The following is a 26,450-nucleotide window of genomic DNA, read 5'->3' as shown; positions in this document are numbered from 1 at the left end:
GCTAGCAACGATAAGGTTGCTAGCTTTTTTGCTGTTGTAGTTGCTGTCTTAATGATGCAATTTGTGTTGCCAGACGTTCTAATTCTTCTTCATTATGTTCGGTCCTGCCCTTAACATATACTAATTTCTCAAGATCAGCTGACAGCCGTGCATAATCTGCTTTTAAATCTTCTATTTCAGCTTCTATTTCTTGTCTATTCATCTATGTCACTCCAATTAAATAACTGTTCTCTTATCCAGCTTAAATCAATCCTTAGCTATTAGCAAGTATGTCGTAATGGCAGTATTTAGTCATAAAAGTTATATGGAAAATTAAATCCAGAACCTTTTTTAGAGTATTTTAGACTATTTTTAAGCATATGACATTATATATCCATGATTAGAGAACATTTTTTTCAGATGCGAGTATTTGTCGTTCAATTGAACGGAATAAGGGTATAGTAAATTTGTGAATGTTGAAACATTTTTGTAACATAATAAATAACTGAAATTTTCAGTTGTCGTTAAGTCCTTATAGAGGAGGAAGATTGTTGAAAGTATTCCGCTTGTTAGACAGATTAGTCATGAAATTAGAGGAATTCATCTTAAGTTTTGCCATTATACTAATCTCTATCATGATCGTAGGTAATGTAATAGCACGTGAAGTGTTTAACTCAGGCGCATTTTACTTTGCCTATGAAGTAAGTAAATTTGCGATCGTGATTGCTACGTTCATGGGTATAGCTTATGCAGCAAGAAAAGGTCGTCACATTAGTATGTCAGCCTTTTACGACTTTGCACCATTTAAGATTAGAAAAATAATGATGATTGTCATTAATTTTGTAACAGCAATTGTCATGTTTTTGATGGCATACTATAGTTACAGCTTTGTGTTGTTCGAATACAATACTGGCGCAATTACCACATCATTACAGTTACCACGATATTTAATGGCTATATTTATTCCTATTGGCTTTATAACTGCAGGAATTCAATTCCTAAGAAATACGTACGTGAACTTCACATCTAAGGCGAAAGATAAAGTGTATCTAGGAATTGATGCTGTAGATTATAACGATGAAAAAAATAAAGAAGTCAAATTGGAAGATTTATCAGTTTAATACGATAAAAATGCAGAGAGGAAAAGCTTATGTTAACAACATTGTTATTAATAATGATTATATTATTACTGCTAAATTTCCCAATGATGATACCATTAATTCTAGCACCTGTTATCATCATGCTTATCTATAATCCAAACTTGAGCATGGATTTACTAATGAAGCAATTGTTAACTGGGATAGAGTCACCCGTATTATTATGTGTACCGTTGTTTATATTTGCAGCAGACATTATGACATCAGGAAGAACATCCCAACGGTTATTAGATTTTATAGGGGGGGCGTTTGTAGGTCATATGCGTGGTGGATATGCAGTTACCACTGCTGCGGCTTGTACAATGTTTGGGGGGGCTATTTCCGGGTCAACGCAAGCAACTGTTGTGGCAATCGGTCGCCCAATGAGAGAACGACTTTTGAAAATAGGTTATAAAGATTCTAGTGCAATGGCATTAATTATTAATTCAAGTGATGTTGCCTTACTTGTACCACCAAGTATCGGTATGATTATTTATGCATTAGCAGCAGGTTCTGGTGTGTCAGTGGGAGATTTATTCATTGCTGGTATTATTCCAGGTCTTATCGTCTTTTTATCATTTGCTATATATAGTGTTATCTATGCGAAGTTAAAAGATATTCCACTAGCTGACAGAGTAAGTTGGCCAGATCGTTTAAAATATTTTAGAAAAGCCTTATTACCGTTAGGATTCCCAATTATTATCATCGGTGGTATCTACATGGGCTACTTTACACCAGTAGAGGCATCAGGTATTTCAGTTTTATATGCTCTTATTTTAGAAGTTTTAATTTTTAAAACGATACCTTGGAAGAAAATACCTAGCATTGCCCTTTCGACAGGGTTAGTTACATCCGCTGTATTTATTTTAGTTGCTGGTGGACAACTTTTTACTTGGGTATTAGGATATGCGAGAATTCCTCAACAAATTACCGAATCAGTATTAGGTACAGATCCAAGTGCGATGTACGTATTATTTATTGTTAGTATTTTCTTCTTTATTGGTTGTATGTTTGTCGATCCAATTGTTGTTATCTTAATTTTAACACCAATATTTGCTCCAGCAGCTGAAGCAGCAGGAGTCGATTTGATTCATCTTGGAATTATTGTTACTTTCCAAGCAGCATTAGGTTCCGCCACACCACCATTTGGGGGGGTCGATATTTTTACCGCCAGCGCGGTGTTTAAAAAACCGTATTTGGAAGTTATTAAAAGTACACCACCATTTATTATCATGCTATTGATTATTGGGGGGGTGTTGTTGGTCTTATTCCCACAACTATCTTTAGTCTTAATTTAGTTATTAAAGTATTACAAATTTTAATAGGGGGGGTAATTATCATTTTAAACAAAAAGTATTTAATTATGTTACTCTCCATTCTTACACTTAGCTTTTTGCTAGTAGCGTGTGGTGGAGATAACGAAGAAGAAGGCACAGACGAAGGCAATGCAGGAGAAGATACAGGTTCTGAAACAGAAGGTGGCGAAGAAGCTGCTGGTGACTTTGAAGAACAAGAATGGCAATTCGTTACAGAAGAACTTCAAGGAGAAGTTCAGTACGAATATGCAGCAGAATTTGCAAATCGTATTAACGAAAAATCTGGTGGAGCAATTACCGTTGAACCACTTGAGTATGGTGCACTTGGTAGTGAGGTTGACCAGGCGCAATTACTTCAACAAGGTGGCGTTCAGTTAGCTGTTATGTCCCCCCCAGGTTTTACCGGTGGTCAAGTACCGGATGGACAAATTTTCTCACTTCACTATTTCTTCCCATCTGATCCGGAACTAGTACAGGAAGTACTTACTAATAGTAAAGCACTAAACACAGATCTTAGAGCTAAATACGAAGAACATAGTATTTCACCACTTTCTTATTGGACTGAAGGTTCAATGGCTTGGACTAGTAATGTTGGTATTGAATCACCAGCAGACTTCGAAGGCTTAAATGTGCGTGTACAAGAGTCACCACTAATGCGTGAATCTTATGATGCATATGGTGCAACAGTTCAATCACTAAGCTGGGGTGAATTGTATACAGCATTAGACCGTGAAACAGTAGATGCTCAAGAAAACCCACTATTCTTTATTTCATCTGCTAGTTTCCATGAAGTTCAAGATTCTGTTACTATTTCAAAACATAATAATTATGTTGCGATGACTACAGCTAATACAGATTGGTATAACGGTCTGGATGAAAATGTGAAAGCATTAGTGGATGAAACGGTTGAAGAAATGCAAAGCTGGGTATTCGACGAGCAAATAGCTCAAAACGAGGCTGGTTTACAGGCTATTGAAGAAGATACAGAAAATCCAACTGAAATAATCGAATTAACAGAAGATCAAATTGCTGCATTTAAAGAAGTTGCAGAACCAGTACACCAATACTATCGTGACGAAGTAGAAGGTGTTGATCCAGCAATTTATGATAAATTGAAAGAAGAAATTGCTGAAGTAACAGGAGAATAAATTATTATTAAAAACATGACAATCGATTGATTGTCATGTTTTTTTAGCCTTATTTATGTTTTTAAAGAGCATCATTGCACACGCTTCTTTTGACGGATGATCTTTTTAACAATATAATAAAGGAACAAAGAGAATTTTATAATAAAGGAGAGGGTTTAGTGAAAACGACGATTAAAAAGTGTACAGTAGAAGATTTATCAGTATTGCAACAAATTGGGACCGATACTTATAACGAAACGTATAGTCATCTAAATACACCAGAGAATATCAACGAGTATATAGAAAACGCCTTCAATACAGAACAGCTGCAAAAGGAACTTTCCAATCCATCATCAACTTTCTTATTCCAATATGTCGATAACATTCTTGCAGGCTATCTAAAGGTGAATGAAGGTGATGCTCAAACATTTGAAGTTGATAAAAATGCATTGGAGATAGAACGCATTTTTGTGAAAAATAACTTTCACAGCAAAGGGTTAGGGAAAATATTACTGCAAAAAGCAATTGAAATTGCAAAAGAGAAGAATAAAAACAGTATTTGGTTAGGTGTTTGGCGAAAAAATAAAAATGCAATAGATTTCCATAAAAATATGGGATTTGAGACCCAAGGTTCATATTCCACTTATATTGGAGACGAAGAACAAGATATGTACATTATGGTAAAAAAATTGACGTAATAAAATGGCTTTCACCCAATAAAGGGGGGGGAAGCCATTTTAATATCATTCTTAACGATTTCATTTAAAATAAATCAGGATCTTCTTCCGGTTGACGTCTTTTCCACTCTTGATAAAAATGTGAAATAATCGTTTTTATCACTGCATAGGCTGGTATGATGAATAATAAACCTATAAAGCCAGCAATACCTCCAGCAGCTAAAATTAATGTGATCACCGTTAATGGATGAAGCGATAAAGCTCGTCCCATAACATTGGGTGAAATAAAATTACTTTCAATCTGTTGAGCTATTACCATTACTAAAGTAGCCCAAAGAGCAATCATTGGATCTTGAAAATAACCAACAATAATTGCCGGAATTGCAGACAAAAAAGGTCCAAGAAATGGAATAAAGTTCATTATTAGACCAAATAAGGCTAATGATAAGGAATATTCCAGGCCGATAATTATATAACCGATATAGAGCATCACACCAACACATAAACTGACAATAAACTGCCCCTGGATAAAGGAAGAGAGAGTATGATTAATATTAGCAACTAATGTTTTGAAACTTCTCGCTCTATTTGTACTCAAAAATTGTGAGATGAAAGGTAAAAACTTATATCCATCCTTTAACATGAAGAAAAGGAAGAATGGAATTAGGAAAAACGCAAAAACAAAACTGAAAATTTGTCCGATTACCCCCCCAAGAATTCCTGATGTAATCTTTTCTGCATAGCCACTTAGGTTATCAACCACATTTTGAATAGCTGTCTCAAATTGTGGAGGGATAATATTTTGGTTTTCCTGCCACATTATAATAAGCTTTTCCGCATTATCAACCATCTTTGGCACGCTATCCACAAATTTAGCGAATTGCTCCTGGACGGTCGGAGCTATAAACTGGATGACAATAGTTATGACCACTATGATGATGAAAAATACGATAAACGTTCCACCAATTCGTGGCACTTTCTTCTTCTCTAACCAATTAACAATCGGATTGGTTATATAAAAGATAAATCCAGCGCCAATAATGGGAACAGCAATTGCTGCAATATATGCGCCAACGGGTTCAAAAATAAATCTTGTTAAATAAATAAGATAAACTAAAACAAATATCAGAATAAATGTTGTTAGTAATCGTATGCCTTTTTTTTCGAACAACAACTCCACCACCTCTACTAATATGATTAATGTATTAGTATTTTATCATATAAAAAGAAAAATATGGTATTACTTCTTCTCTATGCAACATAAATATAGATAAAAAGGTATGTGATAGATAGTAAAATTTCAAGCACCTTCTTATATATTGTGCCTTCACGGGAAAAGTTGTCCGCTTGATGGGAATTTCCTCTCTCTTCACGGGTATTAGCCTTCGCTTCACTGGAATTAACTTTATTTCCAGTGAAGAGGATGAAATCATGTTTAATTGGAATAGAAACCATGGAAAAATTATGCTACTATTAATTTATAAAATAAGTTATGAAGGGGGGGGAAATAACATGTCATGGCAAGATACATTTAAAAAGTGGACTTCATTTGCAGGGCTTGATGAAGATTTATTAAACCAATTAAACGAGCGCGCAAAAAACGAAAAGGATTTAGAGGATTCCTTTTACAAGGATCTTGAATTTGGTACTGGTGGAATGCGAGGGATGCTAGGTCCAGGAACAAATCGCCTGAACATTTATACTATTCGTAAGGCAGTTGAAGGTTTAGCAAATTATATATCTAAACATGTTGACAATTCCTATGATAAAGGAGTTGTTATCGCTTACGACTCACGCTATATGTCACAAACGTTTGCAGTAGAAGCTGCCAGAGTACTGGGTGCACATGGTATTAAAGCATATGTTTTTGAATCTATCCGCCCTACACCACTGTTATCCTTTGCTGTTCGTCATCTTAAAACAGCGGCAGGAATAATGATAACTGCAAGTCATAATCCACCAGAATATAACGGTTTTAAGATTTATAACGAAGATGGTGGACAAGTACCATTAAGAGAAGCTGCAGCTATTATTGAAGAGGTAAATAAAATAGAAGATGAACTGAATGTTTCTGTTAAAAGTCAGGATGAAATTGAACGTGAAGGACTTTTAGAATGGGTAGGGGGGGAAAATGTGGATCAGGCCTATTTACAACAGTTAAAAACCATTCGAAAACAGGACAAGGATAATACAGTAAAGATTGTTTTTACTCCATTACATGGTACTTCCTATGATTTAATAATGAGAGGTCTCGCGCAATCAGGTTTTGAAAACATTTACGTTGTAGAGGAACAAGCGAATCTCGATCCGGAATTTTCTACGGTTTCATCGCCAAATCCAGAAGAACATCAAGCATTTGAAATGGCTATCAAAAAAGGATTGGAAAAGGACGCTGATATTTTAATTGGATCTGATCCTGACGGTGATCGTCTTGGTGTCGCTGTTAAAAATAAAGAAGGTTCCTACCAGGTTTTAACTGGTAATCAATTAGGATCCCTATTATTAGACTATACATTATCACAGCAAGCTCCATCTGCCCTGGAAAATGGCCAAGTTATAAAGACAATTGTTACGACAGAAATGGGTCGAGCAATTGCTTCACATTATGGAGTAAATACAATGGATACGCTGACGGGTTTTAAATTTATTGGGGAGAAAATCAAAGAATTTGAATCCAATGAAAAACATTTCCTTTTTGGTTATGAGGAGAGTTATGGCTATCTTATTGGTGACTTTGTCCGTGACAAAGATGCTGTTCAGGCAGCTTTAGCGGCATGTGAAGCTGCAAATTATTGGAAAGCGCAAGGGAAAAGTTTGTTAGAAGCGTTAGATACACTATACGAACAACACGGCTATTATTTAGAAGGTATGGAGTCTTTAACCTTAAAAGGTAAAGATGGTGCGGAACAAATTGAAACAATTATGGCAGATATTCGCAAGCAGCCTTTTGAACAATTAGGCGAATTAGATGTAATAGCAGTGGAAGATTACCACAGTAGCGAACGGATCTTAGCGAAAGAAAACAAACAGGAAGCAATTGATCTTCCAAAAGAAAATGTTATGAAATTTTTATTAGAGAATGATGCGTGGGTATGTTTCCGACCATCTGGAACAGAACCAAAAATAAAAAGTTATTTCGGTGTAAAAACGAAAAGTGCTACTGACAGCAAGTTATTATTAGAAAAAATCCAAACAGAAGTTGAAAAGCGTATGAATAACATTATCAACGCATAAATCAGCTAAAAGAGAAGAACCTAATACCATCTATTGGATGGTATTAGGTTCTCATTCTTTTTGTCAATTGCAGTAACTATTGACAAAATAAAAAAATGAGGTTATAGTAAGACATACATAAAGGGGGGGAGTAGCTGTACAGTAAATGTCGTCAATTCGAGAGTATTCTCCGGCATTATTGGCAACTCTACGTTGTTAGCGAGACCTTTACCGTCTATGGTAAAGGTCTCGCTTTTTTGTGTGATTTTTATTAACAGGATGGAGAGTATATTTATTTAAAGGAGATGGAGATAAGTGGAGTTACTTATTGAGTATGGTTGGGTCTTAATTGTATTAATAGGTTTAGAGGGGATTCTTGCCGCAGATAATGCGTTAGTATTAGCAATAATGGTTAAACATTTACCTGACGACCAACGTAAAAAAGCATTATTTTATGGTTTAGCAGGTGCATTTGTATTACGGTTTGGTTCATTATTTGTAATTTCTTTTCTGGTAGATGTATGGCAGGTACAAGCGATCGGTGCAGCGTATTTATTATTTATTTCAATTAAACACCTTTACGATACCTTTAAAAAGAAGAGAGAAGCAAAAAATGCATTAGAGGATCCGAAGGAAAAGCAAGGTAGCAGTTTTTGGATGACAGTTGTCAAGGTAGAATTTGCAGACCTTGCCTTTGCAGTTGACTCAATTCTAGCAGCAGTTGCATTAGCAGTAGCACTCCCAGCAACAGGGTTAGGTACCATTGGCAGTTTGGATACAGGTCAATTTTTAGTTGTGCTTGCAGGTGGTATGATAGGTCTGATCATTATGCGTTTTGCAGCGAATGTATTTGTGAAGTTATTACACGATCGACCAGGACTTGAAGTAGCAGCATTTGTAATTGTGGGATGGTAGGTATTAAACTAGTCGTCAGTGTATTAGCACATGAGGATGTTCATTTATTGTCTCATGACTTTGCTCATTCCCTACCTTGGAAATTAACCTTTTACCTAGTATTAGTTGGTATAGCTGTAGCCGGATGGTTTTTATCTGGAAAAAAAGGAAAAGAAGCAGCCTAAGCAGATTGTTTTTTAAGACGATACATGCTGGAAAGGAAGATGTATATGACAATGCACCAATTTAAATTACAAGCTTCCTGGCCAGGTGGCAGAAATGAAGTAGGATATATAGAATCAGGAAATCTACAGACAGAGATTTCAATACCACCTGAGATGGACGGACCGGGAATCGGTACAAATCCAGATGAGATGTTATTGGGAGCTGCTTCCACGTGTTACCTTATTACATTGGCAGCAATGATTGAGAGAGCTCAATTGCCGCTAGAACATTTGGAGCTGAGTTCTGTCGGAGACGTTGACGTTTCTAATGGTGTATTTACTTATCAGCGAATCACACATAATCCGATTGTGGTTTTGAAAAAAGATGCTACAGATAAGCAATTTTCCCGTTTGCAGGAAATAGTCAAACAAGCAGAATCCTCATGCATGATTTCACGTGCAATCAAAGGTAATGTAGAGCTTGTTTTAGAAGAAGATCTATCAATAAGTTAATAGTATGAGAATTGAAAGGAACTTATGCAAACAATGCGTAGGTTCTTTTTTTATAATTCAGAAAAGTATTCAAAGTGTTTAAGCATAAAATTAATACTTTTAAGACTAATAGAAATAAAATACCGTTGATGAACAAGAGGAAGATTATGCGCACTAACTAATGAGGTAATTATGACTTGACTGTACTGCTTAACAAGCCGAAGCGGTTGTTACACCTAATATACATTTCAAAATGATTACTTAGTAAATCGAAGTTATGTCGTATAATCTTCTTTATGTGCAGCAAGTTAATCTTTACTATGAATTGGACAAGATCGGTTTATTTAATGCACTGCCATTTCAATTAAAATCATTTCATTGACAATTGTTTAGATTGATAGTAATATGTCATAGTATTTCAATCGGATTAAAAATAAAAGGGAGGAAAAAGGATGGATACAGTATTTATTATTATTAATATTGCTATTATGCTTATATTTATCGGTATTTTATTTGCGATGCAGAAAAAATATGTATCTTTTAGTAAACGAGTTTTTGCTGGTTTAGGCTTAGGAATTTTACTAGGCGCCTTTTTACAAATTGTTTATTCAGCTGACTCAGAAGTCGTCAGCGCAACAACTGATTGGTATAATATTGTAGGACGAGGATATGTTCGATTCCTGATGATGATTGTTATACCACTTGTTATGGTATCAATCATTCAGTCAATTATTAATTTGGAAAAATCGTCTGAATTAGGAAAAATGTCAGCATGGATTATTGGAATATTGGTAACTACAGCGATGGTAGCTGCAATGGTTGGGATAGCGAGTGCTTCCATCTTTAATCTAAATGCGGATCAAATAGAAATGGGCCAGGCAGAAGAAGAACGTGGTTTAGCTCTGGAAGAAAGATTAGGATCGCTGGAAGGAATGACGACTCCGCAAAAAATTCTGGAATTTATTCCGTCTAACATCTTTTTAGATATGACCGGTGAGCGTGCTACCTCGGTTATTGCTGTTGTTATTTTCTCTATCATTATTGGTATTGCCGTCTTAGGCTAAGGAGAAAACAGCCAGAGCAAGCAGAGAAATTTGTCGATATTGTTAATACTATTTATGCAGTAGTAATGCGGATAGTGACGATCATCCTAAGACTTGCGCCATATGGTATTTTAGGATTAATTGCGAATACTGTTGCACAGACTAATGTAGCTGGAATAATTGAACTTGGTAAATTTGTGGGTGCATCCTACGTTGCGTTAATTGCAATGTTTATCATTCATATGATTCTTTTAGCGCTATTTGGTTTAAATCCGTTCATTTATGTGAGAAAAGTATTACCTGTTCTGAGCTTTGCATTTACATCACGATCAAGTGCTGGAACCATTCCATTAACGATTCAAGTACAACGTGAAAATCTTGGGGGTACATGGTGGTACAGCGAATATGGCGGCATCATTTGGTGCAACCATTGGTCAAAATGGATGTGCAGGTATTTACCCGGCGATGTTGGCTGTTATGATTGCACCATCACAAGGTATTGATCCGTTATCTCCTGGATTTTTAATACCACTAATTTTAATTATTGGCATTAGTTCCTTTGGTGTAGCTGGAGTTGGCGGCGGTGCTACATTTGCAGCCTTAATCGTTTTATCATCGATGAACTTACCGGTTGCGTTAGCAGGTCTCCTGATTACAGTAGAACCATTAATCGATATGGGACGTACAGCATTAAACGTTAATGACTCAATTTTATCAGGAACATTGACGTCAAAAATCATGAAAAAGTTAAACATCACTAAATATAATGATAAAGAGTCTGTCAATAAAGACATCGCTCTATAATAGAAATCCTCAGACTGATTATAGCCTGAGGGATTTCTATTAATTAAAACTATTATATCGAAACTACAAAGTAAATGGACGGAGCTTGTGCCTTACACTCACCATACTTTCAAAGTCGTCACACCTTCGAGTTTGTGTCTTCTGTACTTGGTTAGAAGTTTCAAATATTATTTTTCTTTTTTCGTACTGATTCGGACCATTGTAATATAAAACGCTGGTAACAATAGTAAGGTCAGAATCGTTGAGAAGATAATCCCTGATACAATCGATACTGCCAATGGTTTAAATAAAACGTCACCCATGAAGATGATCGGTGTTAACGCAGCGATCGATGTTAAGGTTGTTAAAATAATTGGTCGTAATCGTGCGCGTCCGGCTGCGATAATGGCATCGACAATATGATTTTCATATTTTTCTTTATTCTGTTCAATGAACTCGATGATCAGAATAGAATTTCTAACTACAATGCCGGCTAAGGATACAATCCCTAATACAGCTAAAAAGCTTAGTGGTTGACCTGTTACGAATAAACCAACAATCGCCCCTGTTATCGCCAGGAATACGGTACTTGTAATTAATATTGGCGTTAATAAGGAATTGAACTGAATCGCCAATGTCAGGTAAATCAGGAATAATACGATAACGAACAGTTTGGCAACTTCCACAAAAAATTCAGTCTCTGCGCTTGCCTCTCCATCTTCATTTAATGTATATTCTCCTTCTAAAGCAGAAAGTTCAGAACGCATCGTATCAATGATGTTCGTTGTTTCGGCTGTGAAATCCCCATTTTCTGCTTGATAGGCGGAAATCGTAATGGTACGTTTTCCATTTTCATGTGTAATAGCAGCAATTTGCTCATCCGTGCTAACCGATATGAATTCATCATAGCTGTAGAACTCTGGCATTCCCTGTTCGGAATTAACTGCTGCAGTCAACGCACTAAGGTCAATCGCATCTTGCTGCCCCTCATCTAATATCAGCTCCATAGTCATTCGTTGATTGTCAACTTTAATATCTGATAATGGTATACCGGTATTCGCTAGCTGCAGCGTTCCTGTGATTTGGTTGAGCGCTATGTTGTTCTCAGCTAAAAAGTCACGGTCAATATCATACGTTTTGACTGGTTGACTTGTTCCTATATTCACCGTCGCGATTTCAACGGATTCAAGTGCATTCAATTGTTCTTTTAAACTGGATGCTTTTTCTAATAACGTATCTAGCTCCGGACCTTGTAATTTTAATTCTAAGGCAGCAGATGGTGGTGGACCTGATACAATGGTTTCCAGGAATATTTCTCCGTCTGGAAACTTTTCTCGTAACGCTTGTTGATAGTTATTAATAAAATCACTGGCAGAGGTGTTTTCACGATCAACGCGAACGACCAGCTGTCCCGTGTTTTCTCCGGATCTCGTTAAACCAGAGTTAAAGATATTTGGCAAGCCTCCGCCTGTATAGCGTGCCGTTTCCTTTACATGTTCCTCACTATTTAAAATATAATTTTCAATGTCCTCCAGCGTTTGATCTGTTTCTTCGATTGGTGTGCCTTCTTCTAATGTCAGTGATAGCGTTACTTCTTCCCGATCTGCAGCAGGGAAGAATTCAAACGGTACTTTGACAGCCAGTAATAATAAAAGAATACAAGCAATGATACCACTAATCACTGTTACCCATGGCTTTTTAATCGTCACAGGCAGAATGGTTTTTGCATAGAAATCTTCTAACCATCGGAAGAAGTTAGTTAGTAAACCGATACGCCGTTTTTTAACTCGATATATTCTCAGTTGTCTCGTATATTGTATCGTTGGAATCAATGTTAATGCTAAAAGTGTCGAAGCAATGATCGTTCCCATCAAAGCAATTGGTAATGCCCGAATAAACGCACCATTACTACCAGATAAAAAGGTTAATGGAAAAAAGCTGAATACAATTAATAGGGTGGAAGTGACAATCGAGACACCTACTTCATTCACACCTCTTTTTACACCTGTTAACGGACTGTCACCCAATTGATAACGCCGCATAATATTGTCGTTGACAACAATAGCATCATCTACGAGAATTCCTATCGCTACTATAATGCCGATAATTGAGATTTGGTTAAGATCAACACCTGTATATGGTAATGGAATTAAACCAACAATAATCGAAATTGGAATCGCAAAAGCTACTAAAATAGCAGATGATAATGGCAACCCCAAAATCATGATCACAATCACGGAAAATAAGGAGATTGCAAAGGAAATAAGTAAGCTTGAGTATACTTCATCAATAATGGTGCTTTGAGAATAGAAACGGTCTGCAGTTACTTCTTCTGGCAAATCCTTTTGTAATTGGTTAACCTTTTCATCAATCTGAGACTGAAGACTAGTAATGTTGACACCATCCTCCGCAAAGATCGTTAATGATAAGGCAGCTTGTTCCTGATAAGTAATCACATCTTCTATCGCTTCTTGTGTTACTGTAATAGTAGCAATGTCGGATAAGTAAATTTCTTCTTCATTTACTGTGGGAATGTAGATATTATCTAATTGACTTAATTCATCTATTGAATTCATAGTTAATAATATATTTTGCTCATTATTTTTTTCAGTTCCTAACGCGGTAGGACTTAATTCATTTTGAATTGCCTCAATCACCTGATTTGGTTGAATTCGGGCTTCTGCCAATTGCTCTTCATCTAGCGAAATGACCACCTTTTGGTCTGGCAAACCTTTGATGGATACAGATTGAACACCACTAATGGAAGTAAGTGTTTCTTTCCAATCTTCCAGCTGCGTTCTGATAGTAAATAATTGCTCTCGATCGTCACTTAACAGATGGTAGGTAGCGACACTCGATGTAATAAGGTCTGTGGTCACGTCAGGTGTTAATACTTCTTCTGGAAAGCTTTTTTGTGCATTTTGGACGGATTGTCTTATCGTGGCATATATGGAATCTGCATCTGCATTTGCATTATCCTCTAATGTAACAGTAACAGTAGAGAAACCGTTAGTAGAAGCAGACGTCACCTGATCAACACCATCAATATCGATGATTTGTTCTTCAATTGGATCGGTTATTACCTGTTCCACAATTTCTGGATTAGCACCAGGATATACGGTGGATACAGAGGCGATGTTTTGTTCGATTTCCGGTATGTCACGTTTGGGTAGTTGTAGATAGGTAAATATTCCCGTTACAATAAATAATAAAATAAAAATCCAAACAATTTTACGATATTTCATTAAAGTTTCCAATTGCTTCACCTCATCCGTAAAGTCTATGTTTCTATTAATGCCACACAACCCTTAGGAAGTAAACCGATAAGCCAGGTATTTGCATTTTTAAATGATTAAGGTAGCATAATATGGAGAATGAATTCAAGGAGGAATAAACATGAATACCTTATTAACAAAATATGCGCAGTTAGCTCTAAATACGGGTGTGAATTTACAAAAGAATCAAGGTCTTCTTATTCAGTCACCGATCGAGGCGATTGAATTTGCCCGAATCGTCGTGAAACAAGCTTACCAAATGGGAGCAAAGAATGTTCATGTCGAATGGAAAGACGATGAATTAACGTATTTGAAAATGAAACATGCTCCAATCGAAGTATTAGAATCGTTCCCAGAATGGCGAAAGGATGCCATGGTTAGTATGGTCAAACAAGGATATGCTGTATTAAATATCTATGGCGAAAATCCAGATTTATTAAAAGATATTGAAGGTGAACGGATGGCAGCTGTAACCAAAGCAAGCTCCACTGCGCTAAAAGAGTATCGCGATTATATGATGAATGATAAAGCACGCTGGTCCATCGTTGGTTACCCAACAACAGAATGGGCCGAGAAAATCTTTCCGGACGTACCTAAGGAAGAGGCGAAGGATAAATTATGGAAGGAAATTTTCCGAATTGCACGGGTTGATCAGTCAGATCCTATTGCAGCATGGAAACAGCATAATCAATTATTGAAGGATGCTCGCGAATACCTAAATAATAAAAATTATCATAAATTATATTTTCAGGCGGAAGGTACGGACTTAACGATCGAATTACCAGAGGGACATATCTGGCATGGGGGGGGAGCAGCGAAGGCTGCCGATGATGTGACGTTTAACCCTAATATCCCGACCGAAGAAGTATTTTCGATGCCGCATAAATATGGTGTGAATGGTCAGGTTACCAGCACGAAACCGTTAAGCTTCCAAGGTCAATTAATCGAAAACTTCACGTTAACCTTTAAAGATGGAAAAGTGGTTGATTATACCTGTGAGAAAGGTGAGCAGGCATTAAAACAATTATTAGAAGCGGATGAAGATGGAGCGTCTCGTCTTGGTGAGGTTGCATTAGTGCCACATGAATCACCAGTATCGCAGTCGGGAATTATTTTCTTCAATACCTTATTTGATGAAAATGCTTCCTGTCATATTGCATTAGGTAAGGCATATCCGACTAATATCAAAGGCGGATCAGATATGAGTGAAGAAGAAATGGATCAGCATGGTGTCAATGATAGTATCGTTCATGAGGATTTTATGATTGGTTCTCAAGCAATGAACATTGATGGCATTACGGCGAGTGGAGAAAGAGAAGCCATCTTCCGCAATGGAACATGGGCCATTCATTTTTAGCAGCTTTGTCAGAAAGGTAACAGTATAATTACAGTTTGGTAACAATGAGCTGATTTAGTTTTCTTCTTCCTTGCAGCGGGTATTATGGTAGAAAAGAGCATAATAAGGGAGAATAAACGATGCAACGAGAGGCTTATTTTGATAATGCAAAGCTCCTGTTTATCTTTTTGGTGGTATTTGGTCATTTAATTCAACCATTAAAAAGTCAAATTGAATTAGTGAATGTCTTGTATCAGTGGATCTATCTTTTTCATATGCCTGTTTTTGTTTTAGCGAGTGGTTTTTTTGCAAAAGGGGGGGAAAGTGATAAGGGATACATCCGTAAGTTAGCGAAACGGATTTTGATACCATACTTCTTATTTCAAATTTTCTATTCGATTTACTTTTTGGGAATTGGCAAGGGCAGTTGGGATAATTCCTTATATGATCCGCAATGGGGGGGTTTATGGTTTTTATTGAGTTTATTTAGTTGGCACCTTTTATTAATTATATATAAGAGAATATCGCCTTTGCTTGGTATAGCCATTGCTTTTGCGATCGGAATTGGGGGCAGGCTATTTACCTTTTATTGGTCCAGAGTTTAGCTTATCTCGTACCATGGTTTTCTTTCCGTTTTTCTTAATCGGATATTGGCTGTCTAAAGAACAATTGTTTAACTCGCAAACTGTAAATAAAAAGGCAGTCGCCTGTGGTATATTAGTAACTGTATTTGTTGTGAGCTATGTGACACCGACAATTCCCGCTGATTGGTTATTTGGCTCACAGTCCTATCAGACGTTAGAGGCGTCACTATATGGTGGTTTATTTCGAGCGGCATTATATGGGATAGCAGCATTAATGGTGTTCTCGGTATTAATCTTAGTACCGCGTCAACGTTTTTCATTCACATCCCTGGGCCAAAATACTATGTATGTTTATTTATTACACGGTGTCATCATTCAATATGGGCGCCAGGCAAAATTACTTGCAGTTGATCATAACCTGGATACGATTGGATTAGCAGTAATAGCCGCCGCAATTGTCTGGTTTTTATCATCTAAATGGGTGCAGCTGTTCGCACAGCCCATTGTAGAACTTCAGACGTCCGGTATCCAACACTGGTGGGCAGAGCGGAGTAAAAAGGCAAGATATCATTTCAAAGAAAAGTCATCGTAAAGAGATGGCTTTTCTTTTTGGTGCCAAAGAATCTTGTAATCTACACTAATATTTCATAAAAAAAATGATCCTAAAACGATAGTTGACAAGAAAAGTATTCCATCATTAATATAAGATAGAAATGGATTCTAAGATCGTGTACAATAGGGAAGGCTCTATAATATATCAGCGAGGTGAAAAAAATGCAACGAGAAAATTGGGCGTCAAGACTTGGGTTTATACTAGCTGCCATGGGGTCTGCCGTCGGGTTAGGTAATATTTGGCGGTTTTCCTATGTAGCAGGTGAAAATGGCGGTGGAGCATTCTTAATTTTATATATAGTAAGTGTGTTAGTGATCGGCATTCCCTTGTTATTAGTAGAAGTAAGTATTGGCAGAAAAGCACAACAGGATATTGTCGGATCCTATAAAAAGTTAGCACCGAAACAGCATGGTACATGGTCGGATATTTAGGTGTCGCCAGTGCCTTTTTAATATTAAGCTTTTACAGCGTTGTTGCTGGCTGGGCGCTTTATTACTGGTGGGGATATGTCACAGGTATGATGGCTGATATGCCAGACATAGGATATGGCGGTTCCTTCGAAGCTTTATTACTCAGGACTATGCACCATTATTTTGGCATGCGTTATTTATGGGGATTACCATGCTTATTGTTTTGGGAGGTGTGAAAAGAGGAATCGAGCTTACCAATAAAATATTGATGCCAATTTTAGCTTTGATGCTGGTTGGTCTAGCGATCTATAGTGTGACACTACCTGGAGCAGGAGCAGGACTAGCCTTTCTGTTTCAGCCTGATTGGTCGGTGTTAGAGGATCCATCTGTTTATATAGCAGCTTTAGGACAAGCCTTCTTTTCGCTAAGCTTAGGTGTAGGTACAATGATGACGTATGGCAGTTATTTATCAAAACAGCATAAACTGCCGAGTGCAACAGTTGGTATTGGTATCATGGATACCCTGTTTGCCATTATTTCAGGGATTGTTATCTTTCCGGCAGTTTTTGCATTTGGGATTGATCCGAGCTCAGGTCCACCACTTGTCTTTATAACCTTACCGGAAATTTTTCATCAAATGAACTTTGGTGGCATCATTGGTTTGGTTTTCTTCACAGCGTTAAGTTTAGCTGCGATTTCTTCATCGATTTCGTTATTGGAAGTGCCTGTCGCATATATGATGCGTGCTGCCAAAATGTCGCGAAAAATTGCTTCCTTAATAGCAGGTATCGTTATTTTTGCCTCAGGAGTAACCGTATCGTTAGGGATGGGACGATGGAGCAACGTTACTTTAATTGGCAATCGAAATATTTTAGATTCCATGGACTTTCTTTCTTCCAATGTCTTTTTACCAATCGGTGGTTTGACAATGGCTCTATTTGTTGGCTGGTATTTCACAAAGCAGGAAGCACTGGAATCATCCGATTTAACAAATCAATCGATTGGTAAGCTTTGGTATATCCTTGTGAAATTTATCGCCCCAATTATTATTATTATTATTTTCCTGAATTCATTAGGTATAGTAAAATAACGGAAAGGGGGGGAGGAGTCATGATGGCAATTACCGATCAGCAAATATTAAAGAAGATTATTACAGAGAGTCAACAAGCATTGCATAATCAAGCAAAAGTAAGGGAGCATGCGAAAGCGATTCAATCGTTAACAGACTTATTGTTAGATCAGGATAGTTCTTCTTCCGCTTCTCCTGCTGCAATCGAAGAAGTAGAATGGCAGAAAATGACTGGTGAATCAGCACCACGACAGCAAATAAAACAAGAGAAAAAGATAGAAGAAGACGAGGAGAATGGTAATTCATTACTTGATTTTTAAAAGGGAGAGAAGAAGAGAATGAAGATCTTTTTATTATTAGGTATCTTAAACGGTTTTCTCGCTGTGGCATTGGGAGCTTTCGGCGCTCATGGACTGGAAGGAAAGTTGTCTGAAAAGATGTTGGCAACATGGGAAAAAGCCGTCAACTACCAGATGTTCCATACGGTAGCCTTGTTAGCAACAGGTTTGTTAATGCAAAAAATCACCGCAGGCAGTATCGTCTCTGCTGGCTGGTTCTTCTTTGCGGGAATTATATTGTTCTCAGGCAGCCTGTATTTATACTCGACAACCTCTATTAAAACCTTTGCGATGATCACGCCAATTGGTGGATTAGCGTTTTTAATCGGCTGGATATTATTAGGCTATGCCGTCACCAAATTTATTTAATTTTAATGGAGGTGGAGTCAAAAACAATTTGATAAAAGTAAAACCCGAACGATGAGAATATGTTATCGTTCGGGTTTTTATTGTATAAAAAGCAATTCATATTCATAAATTGATGTGGTAATGATGAAATAATTTGACTGCGTAACAGACGCTTCGGCTTGTCCGCTTCCCTTGCCACGGGTTTTTCTTCTCAGCTAACTTTGGCAAGCCAAAGTGGATCTTCGAATAAAAACATCCCGTAGGAGTGAAAGCGAAGTGGGCAAGCCGGAGCGGTTATTACACATATGATCCTTTCAAAGTGACCACATTTATTAAAATAATTCTTCCTTATGTGCATTTAAATTTTTATAAGAGAAAAAATGCTGCGATTATAATCAGCCATAAGGAAATCCCTCTCAGCAACTGCTGGGAAAAGAAGAAGTTATTCCCCCCCCTTTTTCGCTCCTTATAAGCCTCAATAAAAAGGTTAACGCTCAGGCTGAAAAGTGCCAGGAGATAAAGTGGAAAAGAACCCGTTTGCCATGCTAGTACTATAACAACTAAGGTGATGCTAAAAAACGTGACAGTTATTTCATCGATAGAGGCCCTTTTGTTCATTGATATATTCCCCCCCCTCAAAATAAAGGACACAAGCAGATTAGCTTGTGTCCGTGTTAGCTTATCGAGGCGTATAGGAAGCCATCCCTTGATTATATGGATAATCATAGTTAATTTCCTCATCAAAGGTAATGTAATCTAAGTACACCATTAATAATATATATCTTTTTCCTGTTTCAAGATCACTTAATACAATATGATCACGTCCAGCTGCCTCAATAATTCCCTTAAACACTTTTGCATTCCAACGATCATTGTTTTCAAAGGTCATGTACACTGTCGCTTTTTTCCCTTTGTTAAGTCGCAAGATGTTTTCTATATAAGACTCTTCGGATGGTAACATACCAGGTATATCAGATACTTTTGGCTGTTGTTGTGGCATTTGCCCCCATTCCTGGATATTGATACCCATTATACCCACCATATCCACCATAATAGCTTTGCGGGTTATACGACTGAGTGGCTGCCCCCTGTTGATAAGGCTGTTGCCTGTTTTGGTCTTGACTTTGGCTCATCGATATGTCTCCTTTCCTAATTGGAAATCGAATCGAACTCATTCCTACTAGTCATCTATATGCAATTAAGAAAGTAAACATGCATAAAAAAAGCACACACAGTATAAACGTGTGCTTAAACAGATAAATAGGCTGGGATAGCATCAGTTTTTAAAATATTTCCGACGTAGAAGGGTCCGAATTCACCATAGCGTGCACTCACGACATCAAATCTCATTTCATAGACAATTTTCTTAAGCTGGAGGACATCTTTAGCAAATAAGGTGACACTCCATTCCCAATCATCAAAGCCCATGGAACCTGTAACAATTTGTTTGATTTCACCCGCATATTTTCTGCCGGTTAAACTATGCTCATACATTAATTGACGACGTTCATCCATTGGTAACATGTACCAATTATCATTACCTTCCCGACGCTTGTCCATTGGATAGAAACAAATGTGATCCCAATCTGGCAATTTTGGTTTTAGACGCGCGCGAACACCTGGATTGTCCTCTGGATTGTCATTCTCTTTTGACATATACTTCGATAATTCGACCACCGATACATAGGAATAACTAGGCGTGGTGAATTCTGCAAATGTTGATTTGTTAAAACGTAATTCAATTTCACTTAACTCTTGTATTGTAGGACGCAGGATCATTAAGATAAAGTCTGCCTTTTGGCCCATAATCGAATAGAACGCGTGACTGCCATCTCTATTTTCTGCTACATCTTCCCATTCGCGTAACATCGTCTGTAATTCCTCGACAGCCTGTTTACGTTCTTCTTCGGAGGCTTTTTTCCATTTTGTCCAATCTATTTTACGTAAATCGTGTAAACAATACCATCCATCCATTGTCTCAACTGCTTCTGGCATTTTGCTTCACTCCTTTTCAATGCTTCTTTCGTTTTAATATAACATATTTGGGGGGGAAAAATACTTATTGAAATGCTATAAGCGCTGATCAATATTTGACAATCGTATGAACATTTTTTGAAAAAAACAGGAAAAAACGCCTTCATTCCATCTCACACTTTCATTATGACACAAAAAGGCGTATCATATAATACAGATAATAAAATGGAGGGTTTCAAACATGAGTGATTTGTTTACGGATATAAAAGGTAGATTAGCAGGGAATGCAAGGAAAATAGTATTTCCAGAAGGTTTGGACGAACGAATTTTAACAGCAGCTAGTGCATTGCAAAAAGAAGGATTGGTAACACCTGTATTAGTCGGAATTAAAGAAAAAATAGAACAGAAGGCAACGGAATTAAACATTAATATTTCTGATGTGGACATATTAGATCCCAGCATATACGCAGACTTTGAAGAGATGGTCACCGCTTTTGTGGAACGACGTAATGGGAAAAATACAGAAGAAGATGCCCGCAAGATGTTATTAGATGAAAACTATTTTGGGACGATGCTTGTCTATATGAATAAAGCAGATGGTTTAGTAAGTGGTGCTGCTCACTCAACGGCTGACACTGTAAGACCGGCACTGCAAATAATTAAAACAAAAGAAGGCGTCAAAAAAACGTCTGGTGTATTCATTATGGTCCGTGACGAGGAGAAGTATGTGTTTGCAGACTGTGCGATCAACATTGCGCCTAATAGTCAGGACCTCGCAGAAATTGCGATAAGCAGTGCTGAAACAGCGCGTCTCTTTGATATTGATCCACGTGTAGCGATGCTAAGCTTCTCGACTAAGGGATCCGCAAAGTCAGAGGAAACAGAAAAAGTATCTGAAGCGGTATCAATAGCAAAAGAAATTGCACCAGACCTAACACTAGATGGTGAATTTCAATTTGACGCAGCATTTGTACCATCCGTCGCTGAGAAAAAAGCGCCAGGATCTGTCCTAAAAGGAGATGCAAATGTATTTGTTTTTCCAGGACTTGCAGCAGGTAATATAGGCTACAAAATCGCTCAACGACTCGGTGGATTTGATGCCGTTGGTCCGATCCTGCAAGGTTTAAATAAACCAGTGAATGATTTGTCACGAGGCTGCAGCAGTGAAGACGCCTATAAATTAGCATTAATTACAGCAGCTCAAGCATTAGATGCACAGTAGATTTCTACTGTGCATTTTGCTATACTTTTGGGAAACAGGAAAGGAGAGGAAAAAGTGATTCCAACCCATTCAATTAAATATCAGCAATACCAGGCCCTTCTCAACCTCCTCCCAGAGCATCATCATGAATATCCACAGATAATGGAACAATTTCGTATGATAGATGTAGGAGAGACAAGTGAGGATAACCTCGAATCTTCCTCGGACAAGCAAATGTTTCTTCGCTAACTTTTATTAAAAGACTCCGAGTCGAACAGCATATCCCTTTTCAAATCGATTGGATTGTATTAGCTCCAGGATTTCGTGTACTGTTTGAAGTGAAAGGTCATAATGGTGAAATTTATTTTGATGCAAAAGCTAATCAGCTAACACGCGTGAGAGAAGGTACTACAGAATCCTTTACCGATCCAATTTTACAGGTGGACCGTCAATATGCTAATCTTAGAACTTTTTTTATCGAACAGCAAATCGAACTTTTACCTACTTACCGTTTTGCTGTCTTTGTTAATCCTAAGGTTATTTTAAAATTATATGACTATCCAGATTATGAACGAGTAATAACTGGACAGTCCGTCCCCCCCTTCATCTTAGAAAAACTAGCAAAAAAGCATCCAACAAACCTCACTGAAACCAACAATCAATCTCTATCCCAATTTCTCATCGAACATCATTGTGAACGATTGAGTCCAATACTGGAAAGATATCATATTTTGTGGGAAGATCTTAAGAAAGGAATACCTTGCCCGCAATGTCAAAGACGTCCGATGATACGTGAACGTATGCGTTGGCAGTGCTTAGCATGCGGAACCCGCAGTACAGATGCTCATTATCCCATCTTGTATGCTCTAGCATTACTAATGCAGAACAGATTGACGACAATATTAGTGCAACATTTTCTTCATCTGGAATCACTAGAAGCTACAAGAAAGCTAATCAAAAGAGCAGGGTATATTAAATTTGGCGTGAGGAAAGCTGTGTACTATTCTCATCCGGATTTATTGATAATCACTAAAAGTAAAAGTGGCCATAAAACTATTGAAAGTGGCCATAAAGTATCAAAAAGTGGCCATAAAAGGACATGAAGCGGCCATAAAAAGTATCAAAAGTGGCCATAAAACACATAAAAGTGGCCATAAAAAGGAGCCATACGCCATGCTAGCATTTGAAAAGCTACTTATTCATCGATTCAAGATGCCGCTTAAGCATCCATTCTCAAATAACATAACTACTATTGAAGAAAAAGATATTCTGATTATCGAATTGATCGATGCGTATGGAATCAGAGGTTATGGGGGGGAATCCGTGGCATTTGCCTCACCTTGGTACACGGAGGAGACAACAGATACAGTCCAGTATATGATCGAGCATCATCTTTGGCCATTGATCAAACATCAGCAGATGAAGCATCCATCTGAGCTGCAGCTTCAACAAGTCAGGCGCAATCATATGGCAAAAGCAGCGATCGAGGGTGCTGTCTGGGATCTTTTTGCGAAACGTCAAAAAAGCCGCTGTATCACACAATAGGTGGTATAACGAACAAAATTCCTGTCGGAGCAGCGATTGGCATCCAATCCGATGAATATCAACTGCTAACCAAGATTCAACAGTTGTTAGACGAGGGCTACCAGCGGATTAAATTAAAAATTAAACCAAATCAGGACCTTCATATCTTAGAAAAAGTACGCGAGCATTTCCCTGACACGCCACTGATGGTTGATGCGAATGCTGCCTACACATTAAAAGATATTGAGCATCTGAAACAGCTTGATCAATACAATTTGATGATGATCGAACAGCCATTAGCACATGATGATCTGATTGATCATGCCGAATTACAAGCACAGATCCACACGCCGATCTGCTTAGACGAAAGTATTAATACTTTAGCAGATGTCAAAGCCGCGATCGCACTAAAGAGCTGCAAAGTCATCAGCATTAAATTAGCAAAAGTTGGTGGCATCACAAATGCAATTGCAATCCACGATTACTGCGAACACCATCACATTCCGGTTTGGTGTGGGGGGGGTATGCTTGAAGCGGGGGGGGTTGGACGTGCACAGTCGTTGGCATTAGCCACCTTACCGAACTTTCAATTCCCGGCAGATCCTGGTGCGTCGAATCGATATTGGCACAAAGACATCATCACGCCAGAAGTGGAAGTACATGATGGTTATGTCACCTTACCGGATCAACCAGGCATCGGTTACGAGCTGAACCTGTCAGCACCTCAAAAAGTACTCATTTGAGTGCTTTTTGATTGCGCTCAATCATTTGCTGCATTCTTTTCTCAAAAATCAATAATTCATCACCGGTTAAATCCTCAAATACGACATCACCTAACATCTTCAATACACGCTGGATGCTATCCTCCACTGTCATTTCGACGCCGACTAACTCTGTTAAGGAGCGCATGGTATCTGGTACTACTTCTGGATAGGTAAATCGCTCAGAATCACGAGCCCCACCAGCTGCATAAAAGTCGCGAATTACTGCAGCCCGTTCGACCCCGCTGCCGCGAAGACATATATAAATTTGAACCGCGACACCTTTTTTGACACGACGTTGCGAGATTCCTGCAAACTTCCTGCCGCCAATACTTAAATCATAATCGCCTGGACAGTAGGATCCGACCACTTCAAACGCTTCAATTCCGTCGGTGACATCACGATACATATCCTTTACAAACGCAGTCATCAGCTCATAGCCCGAATGAATTCCCATTTCCGGAAAATCCGGCAAAATAAACGAAAAATTTAAGACATCCTGATCCAGCATCACCGCAAGACCCCCCGGAATTACGAATAACCACATCAAATCCTTTTTTCTGTAAAAGCGCCACTGCGTTGTCCACGTCAGGTAATCGACTATCTAAGATGCCGAGCACAACCGTGTTGTCATGGACCCAGAATCTGCACGCTGCCTCGTCAGCGCTGCGCCCAACGCTTTCACACAATGTATCATCTGCTGCAAAAGACGCCATCGCTGTCCCTAAAAGTGCTGGATCATGATGGTCGACAATTCGAATCCTTTTATTCTGAAAAAGTTGCTGCCAATCTTTCATAGTTTTCCTCCAAACCTTTTCGTTCACTTAAAACTATATTATACTAATAGTAAGAAAAAAGAGGAAGGTATTTGCCATGGCTTATAAAGATGAACAGTTACACGAGGAGAAAGTGTTCAAGGATCCAGTCCATCGCTATGTGCATGTGAGGGACCGGGTGATATGGGATTTGGTCGGCACCAAGGAATTCCAACGATTACGGCGGATTAAGCAGCTTGGCACGTCTTTTTTAACGTTTCATGGTGCAGAGCATAGCCGCTTAAATCACTCGTTAGGTGTCTACGAAATCGTAAGGCGGATTTTAATTAATTTTGAGGACAGGCCCAAATGGAATCAGGAAGAACGGCTGCTCTGTTTGTGTGCAGCACTCCTGCATGACTTAGGACATGGCCCTTTTTCCCATTCATTTGAAAAGGTATTTAAATTAGATCACGAAGAATTCACAAGACAAATTATTTTGGGTGATACGGAGGTCCATCAGGTATTATCTAAAGTAAGTGAAGGATTTCCACAAAAAGTTGCAGATGTCATTAACAAAACGTATCATGATAACTGGTAGTCAGTTTAATCTCGAGTCAAATTGATGCAGATCGCATGGATTATTTGCAGCGCGATGCCTATTTTACTGGTGTCAGCTATGGCCATTTTGATATGGAGCGAATTTTGCGTGTGATGCGGCCTGACGAAGATCAAGTTGTAATTAAGGAATCAGGCATGCATGCGGTGGAAGACTATATCATGAGCCGTTACCAAATGTATTGGCAGGTATACTTTCATCCCGTTACAAGAAGTGCTGAAGTAATTTTGACTAAAATTCTTCATCGCGTCAAAGAATTATATGGTCAGCATTATCCATTCAAAGTAAAGCCGACACCATTTACTTCTTTTTTTGAAGGGAAGGTATCACTCGCGGATTACATACGTCTCGATGAAGCAGTGGTGCTATACTACTTTCAGATGTGGACGGAGGAAGACGATCCAATATTACGCGATTTAGTCTATCGTTTTGTTAATCGTCGTTTATTTAAATATGTTGAATTTAATCCTAATTTGCAAATGAATGACTGGATGGAATTATATCAGCTTTTCAAAGAAGTTGATTTAGATCCTGATTATTATTTAGTCGTTGATTCGTCCTCAGACCTACCGTATGACTTTTACCGGCCAGGGGGGGAGGAAGAAGAGAGGTTACCGATTCATTTATTAATGCCCAATAATGAATTACGGGAATTGTCGCGTCAATCTGAGATCGTTGAGGCTATTTCAGGGAAAAAACGCACCGATCATAAACTTTATTATCCGAAAGATCTGATTGAAAAGCTTGCCGATGATCAACCTGAAAAAGAAAAAATAAAAAAAATCCTATATAAACAAGATCGTTAAATAGAAACAGGGG

General features: G+C 38.0%; 21 protein-coding genes and 6 pseudogenes. 19 read left to right on the top strand and 8 right to left on the bottom strand.

Annotation, left to right across the window (positions count from 1 at the left end):
- Positions 1-19 precede the first annotated feature (19 nt).
- Positions 20-202, bottom strand: coding sequence for an SE1832 family protein (locus JCM21714_RS05880; RefSeq protein ID WP_035722580.1), 183 nt, complete (start codon positions 200-202; stop codon positions 20-22).
- A gap of 328 nt (positions 203-530) precedes the next feature.
- On the opposite strand from JCM21714_RS05880, the gene JCM21714_RS05875 reads away from it, so the two are divergent.
- From JCM21714_RS05875 to JCM21714_RS05860, 4 genes are all read left to right on the top strand, one after another.
- A complete protein-coding gene (locus tag JCM21714_RS05875; RefSeq protein WP_035722578.1) occupies positions 531-1,100 on the top strand; it encodes a TRAP transporter small permease in 570 nt (189 codons plus the stop codon).
- 29 nt (positions 1,101-1,129) lie between these two features.
- Positions 1,130-2,413: a TRAP transporter large permease gene (locus JCM21714_RS05870; protein WP_035722577.1), complete on the top strand. Its 1,284-nt coding sequence runs from the start codon at positions 1,130-1,132 to the stop codon at positions 2,411-2,413.
- Positions 2,414-2,478: 65 nt separating this feature from the next.
- A complete protein-coding gene (gene dctP / locus JCM21714_RS05865) occupies positions 2,479-3,579 on the top strand; it encodes a TRAP transporter substrate-binding protein DctP (protein WP_035722574.1) in 1,101 nt (366 codons plus the stop codon).
- Positions 3,580-3,737: 158 nt separating this feature from the next.
- Entirely contained in the window at positions 3,738-4,256 is a 519-nt protein-coding gene (locus JCM21714_RS05860; protein WP_035722572.1) for a GNAT family N-acetyltransferase, read from the top strand.
- Positions 4,257-4,320: 64 nt separating this feature from the next.
- Here JCM21714_RS05860 and JCM21714_RS05855 read toward each other — a convergent pair whose 3' ends face one another.
- Positions 4,321-5,415 carry an AI-2E family transporter gene (locus JCM21714_RS05855; RefSeq protein WP_439644447.1) on the bottom strand — a complete coding sequence of 365 codons (1,095 nt, stop codon included), beginning with the start codon at positions 5,413-5,415 and terminating at the stop codon, positions 4,321-4,323.
- A 332-nt stretch (positions 5,416-5,747) separates the two neighbouring features.
- On the opposite strand from JCM21714_RS05855, the gene JCM21714_RS05845 reads away from it, so the two are divergent.
- The 4 genes and pseudogenes from JCM21714_RS05845 to JCM21714_RS05830 all read left to right on the top strand — a co-directional run bounded on the left by JCM21714_RS05845 (position 5,748) and on the right by JCM21714_RS05830 (position 10,845).
- Positions 5,748-7,469 carry a phospho-sugar mutase gene (locus tag JCM21714_RS05845; protein WP_035722611.1) on the top strand — a complete coding sequence of 574 codons (1,722 nt, stop codon included), beginning with the start codon at positions 5,748-5,750 and terminating at the stop codon, positions 7,467-7,469.
- 294 nt (positions 7,470-7,763) lie between these two features.
- Positions 7,764-8,527: pseudogene (locus JCM21714_RS05840) on the top strand (TerC family protein).
- A 45-nt stretch (positions 8,528-8,572) separates the two neighbouring features.
- A complete protein-coding gene (locus JCM21714_RS05835; RefSeq protein ID WP_035722566.1) occupies positions 8,573-9,019 on the top strand; it encodes an OsmC family protein in 447 nt (148 codons plus the stop codon).
- Between the two features lie 431 nt (positions 9,020-9,450).
- Positions 9,451-10,845, top strand: a pseudogene (locus tag JCM21714_RS05830) (L-cystine transporter).
- Positions 10,846-11,012: 167 nt separating this feature from the next.
- Here the strand turns inward: JCM21714_RS05830 and JCM21714_RS05825 are convergent.
- Entirely contained in the window at positions 11,013-14,081 is a 3,069-nt protein-coding gene (locus JCM21714_RS05825) for an efflux RND transporter permease subunit (protein ID WP_052000418.1), read from the bottom strand.
- Positions 14,082-14,220: 139 nt separating this feature from the next.
- Here JCM21714_RS05825 and JCM21714_RS05820 point away from each other — a divergent pair, with 139 nt between their 5' ends.
- The 5 genes and pseudogenes from JCM21714_RS05820 (at position 14,221) to JCM21714_RS05800 (ending at position 18,818) form a co-directional block, all read left to right on the top strand.
- A complete protein-coding gene (locus JCM21714_RS05820; RefSeq protein WP_035722564.1) occupies positions 14,221-15,456 on the top strand; it encodes an aminopeptidase in 1,236 nt (411 codons plus the stop codon).
- Between the two features lie 119 nt (positions 15,457-15,575).
- Positions 15,576-16,611 (top strand): annotated as a pseudogene (locus JCM21714_RS23830) (acyltransferase family protein).
- A gap of 182 nt (positions 16,612-16,793) precedes the next feature.
- A pseudogene (locus JCM21714_RS05810) lies at positions 16,794-18,132 on the top strand (sodium-dependent transporter).
- 20 nt (positions 18,133-18,152) lie between these two features.
- Complete coding sequence (locus tag JCM21714_RS05805; RefSeq protein WP_035722562.1) at positions 18,153-18,431, top strand: DUF5327 family protein; 279 nt, start codon at positions 18,153-18,155, stop codon at positions 18,429-18,431.
- A gap of 18 nt (positions 18,432-18,449) precedes the next feature.
- On the top strand, positions 18,450-18,818 hold the full coding sequence (locus JCM21714_RS05800; protein ID WP_035722560.1) for a DUF423 domain-containing protein: 369 nt from the start codon (positions 18,450-18,452) through the stop codon (positions 18,816-18,818).
- A 345-nt stretch (positions 18,819-19,163) separates the two neighbouring features.
- Here the strand turns inward: JCM21714_RS05800 and JCM21714_RS05795 are convergent, their stop codons facing one another.
- The 3 genes and pseudogenes from JCM21714_RS05795 to hemQ all read right to left on the bottom strand — a co-directional run bounded on the left by JCM21714_RS05795 (position 19,164) and on the right by hemQ (position 20,792).
- A complete protein-coding gene (locus tag JCM21714_RS05795; RefSeq protein ID WP_035722558.1) occupies positions 19,164-19,415 on the bottom strand; it encodes a hypothetical protein in 252 nt (83 codons plus the stop codon).
- 61 nt (positions 19,416-19,476) lie between these two features.
- Positions 19,477-19,930, bottom strand: a pseudogene (gene gerQ, locus JCM21714_RS24675) (spore coat protein GerQ).
- Between the two features lie 115 nt (positions 19,931-20,045).
- Positions 20,046-20,792, bottom strand: a complete 747-nt coding sequence (gene hemQ, locus JCM21714_RS05785) for a hydrogen peroxide-dependent heme synthase (protein WP_035722556.1) — start codon at positions 20,790-20,792, stop codon at positions 20,046-20,048.
- 220 nt (positions 20,793-21,012) lie between these two features.
- Here hemQ and pta point away from each other — a divergent pair, with 220 nt between their 5' ends.
- From pta to menC, 5 genes are all read left to right on the top strand, one after another.
- A complete protein-coding gene (gene pta / locus JCM21714_RS05780) occupies positions 21,013-21,993 on the top strand; it encodes a phosphate acetyltransferase (RefSeq protein WP_035722553.1) in 981 nt (326 codons plus the stop codon).
- Between the two features lie 54 nt (positions 21,994-22,047).
- Positions 22,048-22,221, top strand: a complete 174-nt coding sequence (locus JCM21714_RS20065; RefSeq protein WP_158413471.1) for a hypothetical protein — start codon at positions 22,048-22,050, stop codon at positions 22,219-22,221.
- Entirely contained in the window at positions 22,188-23,075 is an 888-nt protein-coding gene (locus tag JCM21714_RS05775) for a nuclease-related domain-containing protein (RefSeq protein WP_084040596.1), read from the top strand. Before JCM21714_RS20065 ends, JCM21714_RS05775 begins: the two co-directional genes overlap by 34 nt.
- A 70-nt stretch (positions 23,076-23,145) precedes the next feature.
- Entirely contained in the window at positions 23,146-23,517 is a 372-nt protein-coding gene (locus JCM21714_RS23825; RefSeq protein WP_369403481.1) for an enolase-like domain-containing protein, read from the top strand.
- On the top strand, positions 23,469-24,239 hold the full coding sequence (gene menC, locus JCM21714_RS05770; RefSeq protein ID WP_369403482.1) for an o-succinylbenzoate synthase: 771 nt from the start codon (positions 23,469-23,471) through the stop codon (positions 24,237-24,239). Before JCM21714_RS23825 ends, menC begins: the two co-directional genes overlap by 49 nt.
- Here the strand turns inward: menC and JCM21714_RS05765 are convergent.
- Positions 24,232-24,768, bottom strand: coding sequence for a lipoate--protein ligase family protein (locus JCM21714_RS05765; protein WP_235182642.1), 537 nt, complete (start codon positions 24,766-24,768; stop codon positions 24,232-24,234). The genes menC and JCM21714_RS05765 overlap by 8 nt on opposite strands.
- Positions 24,692-25,054, bottom strand: coding sequence for a lipoyl protein ligase domain-containing protein (locus JCM21714_RS21005; protein WP_235182641.1), 363 nt, complete (start codon positions 25,052-25,054; stop codon positions 24,692-24,694). The genes JCM21714_RS05765 and JCM21714_RS21005 overlap by 77 nt, the downstream gene beginning before the upstream one ends.
- Positions 25,055-25,130: 76 nt before the next feature.
- Between JCM21714_RS21005 and JCM21714_RS05760 the strand changes: the two are divergent.
- Positions 25,131-26,437, top strand: a pseudogene (locus JCM21714_RS05760) (HD domain-containing protein).
- Positions 26,438-26,450: the final 13 nt, after the last annotated feature.

The sequence above is a fragment of the Gracilibacillus boraciitolerans JCM 21714 genome, from assembly GCF_000521485.1.
Taxonomy (GTDB): domain Bacteria; phylum Bacillota; class Bacilli; order Bacillales; family Amphibacillaceae; genus Gracilibacillus; species Gracilibacillus boraciitolerans.
The sequence above is the reverse complement of the archived record's forward strand: the minus strand, read 5'-3'. Positions and strand labels throughout refer to the sequence as shown.